This is a genomic window from Vibrio sp. S234-5 (assembly GCF_000960595.1).
Taxonomy (GTDB): Bacteria; Pseudomonadota; Gammaproteobacteria; order Enterobacterales; family Vibrionaceae; genus Vibrio.
This window is the reverse complement of record NZ_JZAM01000277.1, coordinates 1-5,843: the sequence shown is the minus strand read 5'-3', so window position 1 is coordinate 5,843 and position 5,843 is coordinate 1. Positions and strand designations below refer to the sequence as shown.

Below are 5,843 nucleotides of genomic sequence, written 5' to 3'. Positions count from 1 at the left end.
CATTCAGCCGCAGTGTTGAGTCTGCCGCTAATAGAGCTTCGCTTTTTATTAAAACCTTAGCGGCATAAAGCTCACCAGACTTTTGCATGCTAAATACGGGCTTCATTCTTGTATTGGCTTTCGGCAAAAAGCGGGGCAGGTGGGTTTTAGTAAAGTGTAACGTGTTGCTGTTTGTGTCGTTACAAAACGGCAACTAACAAGGCACTCAAGCGGACTAAAAACAGTGGGCTACTGCGCTTCGCTTGTATTTTAGCCCACTATTTTTAGCCGCTTAGTGCGGCGTTATATAGCTTTCGGGCAGTGTTTTAGTGTTTGGTTTTATAAGTCTGATTTATGCTTGGTTTATTGCGAAGCTGGTATATCCTTCGTTGATAAATTTTCTAAATCAGCAAATTTAGTACCACCTAAAATTTAATTCGCAGCTCACCAACTTGTGTCATTCCAAGTGCGGTAGCGTGCATGGTTTTCAAAACCACGTTAGTAAATCGTATTTTAAAAATGGGTTTAGCTTCGTTTGTCAACTAGCTTTGTTGAGATTGAAATTGAACTTAAAAAGGGCTGTTTTATCGTAATGTGTTTTCCAACGCATTGTTCCTAAAGTGGCTATATAACAAGGCATTTAATCGGACTAAAAACAGTGGGCTACTGCGCTGCGCTTGTATTTTAGCCCACAATTTTTAGCCGCTTAATGCGGCGTTATGTGAATGGAGGAAACTATGTCATCAATTCCACAATCAAAAGATGAGTTACTCGCCGCCATCAACTCGATATTTCCCAAACTTGTGGACGATTATCGGATTGTTCCAGAATCATTATCACGTAAGTGTGAAATTGAAGGTAATGTAAAAGGAACACAAATTAGCATTTGTGACACTGTAGCTTATCTTGTAGGTTGGGGAAAGTTGGTCTTGAAATGGCATAGTTTGAAGTCTCAAGGTTTACCAGTAGATTTCCCTGATACTGGTTATAAATGGAATCAACTTGGTTTATTGGCAGTCAGTTTTCACGATCAGTACAGTGACTGGAAATACGAAGACTTACTCAAGGAGTTGGACTTAACCATTAACGAGCTTATCTATCTAGTTTCAAACTTAGACAATGAAGAATTGTATGAAACGGTATGGTATGAAAAGTGGACGTTGGGTCGAATGATTCAGTTCAATACATCATCACCAATGAAAAATATGCGCACTAAAGTTAGACGATTTAATAAAAACAACGAGTTACAGTGAACAATTCACATAACAAACGGTTAAAGAGGGACTGCCAACGCGTGGCGGATTTTATTCAAATCGGCCTTTGTGATTACGGTTGTTATTTTGAGCCCAGTGTTTTTGCGTTGTCAGCCCCTTAACCGGGCGTTAGGTAGCAAGGAGTATGCTGTGAAGGAAAAATATGTTTTAGTTCCGCCGAAAGGTATACGACTTGATTTACAGACTGCCGAGCGGGAGTTAACCATTACTCATCAAAATATTTCAATCGAAGTTGGCCCTGAGCACTGTCAAATAAAGGGAAGGATTTATAATACTGTTGACCCAGTTGAATCTGCTGTTGCAGAAGGAGATTGTTTAAGTCGTTTACACCATCCAATGACTCCAAAGTGGGTTCGAAGAGCGTCTCAAATTATATTCGCTCCCATGATCATTTTAGTTGTAATCAAAATGACAGTTTCACTATTTACTATGTCTACACCAAATAGTTTCATAGAGTTGGTCGTTGTAGCCCTAATATTTTGCATCGGACTACTAATTCTTTGGGTTTATTGGTTGATTTTTGTCAGTGGTCCCCAAAAAACTACCTAACAAACGCCTCAAGAGGGACTGTCAACGCGTGGCGTTTCCAGTCCCACTGAGTCGCGGTGGTTACGGTTGTTGTGGTTGAGTTTAGTGTTATGCGTTGCCAGCCCCTTAGGCGGGCGTTATAAATACTCATGGATTGAGCGAAAATGAAAGGAAATATAGATTCAATAATATTCGACGCAGGTGGTGTGCTTATGTTTATCAAAGAGTTCCGATCGTCGATTATTGAGCGGGTTCTACTCGCGAAAGGTTATGATATTGCGCTAATTGATAGAGCTCTAGCGGACTTGCAAATATTCGATCGACAATTCTTTGCCAAGTCCAAAATCGTTGACTGGAGTGACGAGAAACAATAGCTTCAAGAGCGCTCGTCAAGAATTTCAAATTTTGTAAATGGTGATAACTTGCTCGCAGAGCAATTATTCCACGTAGCCTTAGATACGCATCAGTACCAGTTATATAGTGAAACCGTGGAAGTTCTCGAACAGTTGCGAGAGAAGTATCGCTTATTCGTGTTATCGAATGCGACGGCAACATTAGATTGGGCGTTTGATAGTTTAGGTATTCGGCAGTACTTTGAGCAAGTTATGATTTCGTCATACGTAGGCATTGAGAAGCCTAATCGAGAAATCTACTTTCATGCTCTGTCTTCTTTTTCTTTGAATCCTAGCTCGACGATGTTTATTGATGACAAAGTCGAAAATGTAGTTGCTGCTCAATCGTGTGGTATTCAGGCTTATCATTTACAGCGTAGTAAAGGTGAAAACTTGGCTTCTTTTGCGGAGCTTTTGGTGGCTTCATCGAAACCGTATTTATAACAAAGCGTTTAAGAGGGACTTGGCACGCGTGGCATTTTCAATTTGCGTTGGGTTTAGTGGTTACGGCATTGTGCGGTCACTTTTGTATTGCGTGCCTGCGCCCCTTAACGCGGCGTTAGCTATTGTTTTATTCAGCAGCAAGGAAATTAAAGATGTCAAAGTATCAATTTTTCTGTAAACCAAATTCAAATCGTAATGCATTTACTTATCTGGATATGAGTTCAGAAACTTATCTTTTTGAAAAGGAAGAACTCTTGATCTCGGGGTTAGAGGTGGAAGGTGATACGATTTATGCTTCTTCTCCAGAAGAGGCTATTGATAAACTCAAATCAAATTTTTGTGAGCCTTTGAAGGATTATGCAAATTCAAATGTTGCAGGTGGATTGGCGACATTCATTTTTGAATCATTCAAATCAGTCACTGGGGAAAAATAGCTAACAAACGGCTCAAGAGGGATTGCCAACGCGTGGCGGCTTTAGTACAAAATTGAAGTTCAGTGTTTACGGTGTGTTTTTTGAGTTCGGTGGTGCGTTGTCAACCCCTTAGCCGGGCGTTAGCTTAAAACACATAAAATCAATTGGTTGTGGTTTTTTCTTTCTTCCCTTGGCCATTCGTTCAGGTTTCTCGGCAAATCAGCATTGTTTGCCAGCGCAAGTTTTGAGCAGTTGCCTCAATGGAGTTTTAGGATTGCGCGAGGTTAGCAAGCTTGGCTTAAAGTCGCTTTGACAGTTTTGCTTTCGCTTTGAGTTCTCCGAAGATGAATTCTCAAAATTTACTGGTTTCAAAGCAAATGAACGGCTACAAAGTTTGAGTCAATTCGGGTTTCAAAGCTTAAGTGGTTTGTTGGTTTTCCAAATCGGTTTATTCTCAGGTTTAGTAAGTCTAAGGTGCTGAAATTTAAGCTAACAAGCTGCTTAAGAGGGATTCGCAATGCGTGGCATTTTCAGCATGCTTTGGGTTTTGTGATTAAGTCGGCGTGCGGTAGCTTTTACAGTGCATTGCTCACCCCTTAGCAGGGCGTTATGTTTACAAAAGAAAAAAACTATCTTGAGGAAAAGATTGGGGATTTCTCCGGCTTTTTAGCTTCATGGGTTTTCAGCAATTTGAGTCCATCTGTCCAAAATTCTTTGCAATAGCCAGCCTCTCACAAACTAAGTTCATGGGTTGCTTCATTGTAGAATTGTGGAAATATCGGTTGAAGGTTTCACTGATGCAAAGCCGCTTTGATTGGATGGGTTAGGATTGGCAAAATCACGAGCTTTAAGCTGATCGCATTTGTCGGTCAGTTAGCTTAAAAACTTGGTAATGGTTTTGAGCAATGCCGTAAAATCGGCGGTTCTTTGTCATGTGGGTTTTCTTAAACCGTAATCATAACAAGGCATTAAAGTGGGACTTGGCCCGCGTGGCATTTTTAGTTTGCGTTAAGTTCAGTGTTTACGGCGCTGTGCGGTAGCTTTTGTATTGCGGGCCTGCACCCCTTAACGCAGCGTTAGGTTTACGAAGAGAAAAGCATAATTTTTGGGGAAAAGATTTGGGGATTTCTTAAGCAATTCGTTTACGGATGTCAGCAAATCAGCTTGGTCTGTCCCAATCATCACGTTTCTTGCGCTTTTTCTCATGCCAATGTTCGTGGGTTGCTTCATTGGAAAATGGCGTAGGTTGGCTGAATGTTTCACTGGCGCAAAGGTGCTTTGATTTAACCAAACAAACAGACTTAACCATTTGTTTTTAGGTTGGTCGCATTTGGCTGCCAATTTGAGTGAAAGGTTTGGGTTTCGTTTATCGTAATACGTTAAATTAGCGATTCTTTGCCAAGTTAATGAATACGAAATAGTAACACCTAACAAAAAATTCAAGCCTGACTACCAACGCGTGGCTGAATCGGTTCTAAAATGGTTTAGTGTTTACGGTGCATTGCTTAAAGTGGCATTGTGCGTTGGTAGCAGCTTAATTTGGCGTTAGGTGTTCATCAGTTATGTGAACCAAAAATTGAGCGTGAACGTAAAACCAATTTTCGAAACTTCGGTTATTTGAGATGGAACTGAACAAGGCAATCGAGTCAAGAATTATAGAAATGGCATGGGAAGACCGCACCCCATTCGAAGCAATCAAGCATCAATTTGGTCTGAACGAAGCTGAAGTGATTAAGTTTATGCGTAGTCGACTCAAACCTAGTAGTTTTAAATTATGGCGTGGTCGTGTTTCGGGTCGTAACACAAAACATGCTAAGTTGCGCAGTTCAGAAGTTAGTAGAGGCTACTGCCCAACCCAATACAAGCATCGCTAATTGGCACACACCTAACAAACTGCTTAAGAGGGATTCGCAATGCGTGGCATTTTTAGCATGCGGTTCTTTTTGTGATTAAGGCGGTGTGCTGTAGCTTTTTCAGTGCATTGCTCACCCCTTAGCAGGGCGTTATGCGTTTCGAGGAAATTTATGTCAAAAGTAACATTGAAAGGCTTTATCCTAGTTCCTGAGCTAGATCTTGAGTTAGTGAAAAGTGAGTTGGAACACCATAAACGTCTTACTCTCGAAGAACCCGGTTGTATTATCTTTAGTGTCACTAAAAATCCAGAAAACCCTCTCCGTTTTGATGTTTATGAAGAATTCACGGATAAAGTTGCTTTCGAGCAACATCAGCAAAGAGTTAAAGCTTCCCATTGGGGTAAGGTAACTGTGAGCGTTGAGCGTCATTACGAAGTCTTTGAGTAAACGCATAACAAAGCGTTTAAGGCGGATTCACAACGCTTGGCGATTTCAGTTCCAGTTAGGTTAAGTGTTTAATGTACAATGGTTTAGGTTAGGTGGTTAGCGTTGTTCACCACTTAACGCGGCGTTATGTTTAATCACGTCAAATCAGTTGATTGCATCTTTTCTTTGCTCCCTCGGCTTGTTGGTTTTGTGCTCGTCGGCAAGTTGGCTTCGTTTGGCGCTGTTTTCCGGACATTTATTTTTTGGTGCTGAAAACTCTGAGTGTTGCCTCAGTCAATTTTCGAGTAAGCGTGAAGTAGGTGCGACTGGCTTAATCGGTATTTTGACCACAAGTGTTTGGGCTTGAATTGCCAAAACTCGAAGTCTGTTTTTCAAATCTATGAGTGATTTCAGTTTTTTAGGTCTTGGCTTTTGTTTGTGAGTCAATGCTGAGTTAATCTTGGTTTTGGTAAACGTAAGCCCTTGAAGCTTAAACATAACAAAGCGTTAAAGAGGGACTTGGCACGCGTGGCA

At 41.0% G+C, this 5,843-nt stretch carries 6 protein-coding genes; all 6 read left to right on the top strand.

Translation table 11 applies throughout. From position 1 onward, the window contains the following. The first annotated feature begins 716 nt into the window (after positions 1–716). Positions 717–1,232, top strand: coding sequence for a ClbS/DfsB family four-helix bundle protein (locus UF06_RS17730; RefSeq protein ID WP_082069754.1), 516 nt, complete (start codon positions 717–719; stop codon positions 1,230–1,232). 150 nt (positions 1,233–1,382) lie between these two features. After that, positions 1,383–1,802 (top strand): hypothetical protein, encoded by a 420-nt coding sequence (locus UF06_RS26935; RefSeq protein WP_000660946.1) that lies wholly within the window; start codon positions 1,383–1,385, stop codon positions 1,800–1,802. 401 nt (positions 1,803–2,203) lie between these two features. Continuing rightward, positions 2,204–2,617, top strand: a complete 414-nt coding sequence (locus UF06_RS17715; protein WP_045571629.1) for an HAD-IA family hydrolase — start codon at positions 2,204–2,206, stop codon at positions 2,615–2,617. Positions 2,618–2,769: 152 nt separating this feature from the next. Next, positions 2,770–3,051, top strand: a complete 282-nt coding sequence (locus UF06_RS17710) for a hypothetical protein (RefSeq protein ID WP_045571628.1) — start codon at positions 2,770–2,772, stop codon at positions 3,049–3,051. Positions 3,052–4,652: 1,601 nt separating this feature from the next. Then, the gene (locus UF06_RS17705; RefSeq protein ID WP_045571627.1) at positions 4,653–4,904 is read left to right on the top strand and encodes a TIGR03643 family protein; all 252 of its coding nucleotides are present in this window, start codon (positions 4,653–4,655) and stop codon (positions 4,902–4,904) included. 150 nt (positions 4,905–5,054) lie between these two features. Next, complete coding sequence (locus UF06_RS17700) at positions 5,055–5,330, top strand: antibiotic biosynthesis monooxygenase (RefSeq protein ID WP_045571626.1); 276 nt, start codon at positions 5,055–5,057, stop codon at positions 5,328–5,330. The last annotated feature ends 513 nt before the right edge of the window (positions 5,331–5,843 follow it).